The organism is Streptomyces sp. SDr-06 (assembly GCF_003324565.1).
Classification (GTDB): Bacteria; Actinomycetota; Actinomycetes; order Streptomycetales; family Streptomycetaceae; genus Streptomyces.
The window spans coordinates 1-3,398 of record NZ_QOLA01000058.1 but is presented as its reverse complement, the minus strand read 5'-3'; the positions used below and the strand labels follow the sequence as shown (position 1 = coordinate 3,398).

Genomic DNA, 3,398 nt, shown 5'->3' with positions numbered 1-3,398 from the left:
GCTCATGGGTGGAACGTTGACTATTCGGCACGATCGGTTTGGGACTGTCAGTACTGCTTCGGCGTGGAACACAGTATCTGGACGGGTCGGGTCGGGCACGCTGTTGGGTGTCTGAAGGCACGGGCGAAAGCCTGTTGGTCTTCGGTCGCCGGCCCCAGTGAACTCTGCCGCGAGGTGGGGGTGGTGGGTGGCTGGTCGTTGTTTGAGAACTGCACAGTGGACGCGAGCATCTGTGGCCAAGTTTTTAAGGGCGCACGGTGGATGCCTTGGCACCAGGAACCGATGAAGGACGTGGGAGGCCACGATAGTCCCCGGGGAGCCGTCAACCAGGCTTTGATCCGGGGGTTTCCGAATGGGGAAACCCGGCAGTCGTCATGGGCTGTCACCCATACCTGAACACATAGGGTATGTGGAGGGAACGAGGGGAAGTGAAACATCTCAGTACCCTCAGGAAGAGAAAACAACCGTGATTCCGGGAGTAGTGGCGAGCGAAACCGGATGAGGCCAAACCGTATGCGTGTGATACCCGGCAGGGGTTGCGCATGCGGGGTTGTGGGATCTCTCTTCTGTCGTCTGCCGGCGGCAGGACGAGTCAGAAACCGTTGATGTAGGCGAAGGACATGCGAAAGGTCCGGCGTAGAGGGTAAGACCCCCGTAGCTGAAACATTGACGGCTCGTTTGAGAGACACCCAAGTAGCACGGGGCCCGAGAAATCCCGTGTGAATCTGGCGGGACCACCCGCTAAGCCTAAATATTCCCTGGTGACCGATAGCGGATAGTACCGTGAGGGAATGGTGAAAAGTACCGCGGGAGCGGAGTGAAATAGTACCTGAAACCGTGTGCCTACAAGCCGTGGGAGCGTCGCTGGCAGCACTTGTGCTGTCAGTCGTGACTGCGTGCCTTTTGAAGAATGAGCCTGCGAGTTAGCGGTGTGTAGCGAGGTTAACCCGTGTGGGGAAGCCGTAGCGAAAGCGAGTCCGAACAGGGCGTTTGAGTTGCACGCTCTAGACCCGAAGCGGAGTGATCTAGCCATGGGCAGGTTGAAGCGGCTGTAAGAGGTCGTGGAGGACCGAACCCACCAGGGTTGAAAACCTGGGGGATGACCTGTGGTTAGGGGTGAAAGGCCAATCAAACTCCGTGATAGCTGGTTCTCCCCGAAATGCATTTAGGTGCAGCGTCGTGTGTTTCTTGCCGGAGGTAGAGCACTGGATAGGCGATGGGCCCTACCGGGTTACTGACCTTAGCCAAACTCCGAATGCCGGTAAGTGAGAGCGCGGCAGTGAGACTGTGGGGGATAAGCTCCATGGTCGAGAGGGAAACAGCCCAGAGCATCGACTAAGGCCCCTAAGCGTACGCTAAGTGGGAAAGGATGTGGAGTCGCAGAGACAACCAGGAGGTTGGCTTAGAAGCAGCCACCCTTGAAAGAGTGCGTAATAGCTCACTGGTCAAGTGATTCCGCGCCGACAATGTAGCGGGGCTCAAGCGTACCGCCGAAGTCGTGTCATTCCAGCATGTACCCCCAACGGGGGCTGGGATGGGTAGGGGAGCGTCGTGTGCCGGGTGAAGCTGCAGCGGAAGCTAGTGGTGGACGGTTCACGAGTGAGAATGCAGGCATGAGTAGCGATACACACGTGAGAAACGTGTGCGCCGATTGACTAAGGGTTCCTGGGTCAAGCTGATCTGCCCAGGGTAAGTCGGGACCTAAGGCGAGGCCGACAGGCGTAGTCGATGGACAACCGGTTGATATTCCGGTACCCGCTTTGAAACGCCCAGTATCGAGCCCATTAATGCTAAGGCCGTGAAGCCGTTCCGGACCCTTCGGGGAAAGGAAAGTGGTGGAGCCGCTGACCCAAGGTGGTAGTAGGTAAGCGATGGGGTGACGCAGGAAGGTAGTCCAGCCCGGGCGGTGGTTGTCCCGGGGTAAGGGTGTAGGACGTTGTCTAGGCAAATCCGGACAACACATAGTCTGAGACCTGATGCCGAGCCGATTGTGGTGAAGTGGATGATCCTATGCTGTCGAGAAAAGCCTCTAGCGAGTTTCATGGCGGCCCGTACCCTAAACCGACTCAGGTGGTCAGGTAGAGAATACCGAGGCGTTCGGGTGAACTATGGTTAAGGAACTCGGCAAAATGCCCCCGTAACTTCGGGAGAAGGGGGGCCACAACTGGTGATCCGATTTACTCGGTGAGCTGGGGGTGGCCGCAGAGACCAGCGAGAAGCGACTGTTTACTAAAAACACAGGTCCGTGCGAAGCCGTAAGGCGATGTATACGGACTGACGCCTGCCCGGTGCTGGAACGTTAAGGGGACCGGTTAGTCACATTTCGGTGTGGCGAAGCTGAGAACTTAAGCGCCAGTAAACGGCGGTGGTAACTATAACCATCCTAAGGTAGCGAAATTCCTTGTCGGGTAAGTTCCGACCTGCACGAATGGCGTAACGACTTCTCGACTGTCTCAACCATAGGCCCGGTGAAATTGCACTACGAGTAAAGATGCTCGTTTCGCGCAGCAGGACGGAAAGACCCCGGGACCTTTACTACAGTTTGATATTGGTGTTCGGTTCGGCTTGTGTAGGATAGGTGGGAGACTGTGAAGCGGCCACGCCAGTGGTTGTGGAGTCGTCGTTGAAATACCACTCTGGTCGTGCTGGATGTCTAACCTCGGTCCGTGATCCGGATCAGGGACAGTGTCTGATGGGTAGTTTAACTGGGGCGGTTGCCTCCTAAAGAGTAACGGAGGCGCCCAAAGGTTCCCTCAGCCTGGTTGGCAATCAGGTGTTGAGTGTAAGTGCACAAGGGAGCTTGACTGTGAGACCGACGGGTCGAGCAGGGACGAAAGTCGGGACTAGTGATCCGGCGGTGGCTTGTGGAAGCGCCGTCGCTCAACGGATAAAAGGTACCCCGGGGATAACAGGCTGATCTTCCCCAAGAGTCCATATCGACGGGATGGTTTGGCACCTCGATGTCGGCTCGTCGCATCCTGGGGCTGGAGTCGGTCCCAAGGGTTGGGCTGTTCGCCCATTAAAGCGGTACGCGAGCTGGGTTTAGAACGTCGTGAGACAGTTCGGTCCCTATCCGCTGCGCGCGCAGGAACATTGAGAAGGGCTGTCCCTAGTACGAGAGGACCGGGACGGACGAACCTCTGGTGTGCCAGTTGTTCTGCCAAGGGCATGGCTGGTTGGCTACGTTCGGAAAGGATAACCGCTGAAAGCATCTAAGCGGGAAGCCTGCTTCGAGATGAGTGTTCCCACCTCCTTGAGAGGGTAAGGCTCCCAGTAGACGACTGGGTTGATAGGCCAGATGTGGAAGCCCGGTAACGGGTGGAGCTGACTGGTACTAATAGGCCGAGGGCTTGTCCTCAGTTGCTCGCGTCCACTGTGTTTGTTCTGAAGCAACGAAC

Annotated in this window: 1 rRNA gene; it reads left to right on the top strand. The window is 57.1% G+C overall.

Annotated features, from left to right (window positions below):
* The first annotated feature begins 234 nt into the window (after positions 1 to 234).
* Positions 235 to 3,358 (top strand): 23S ribosomal RNA (locus tag DT019_RS38905).
* Positions 3,359 to 3,398: the final 40 nt, after the last annotated feature.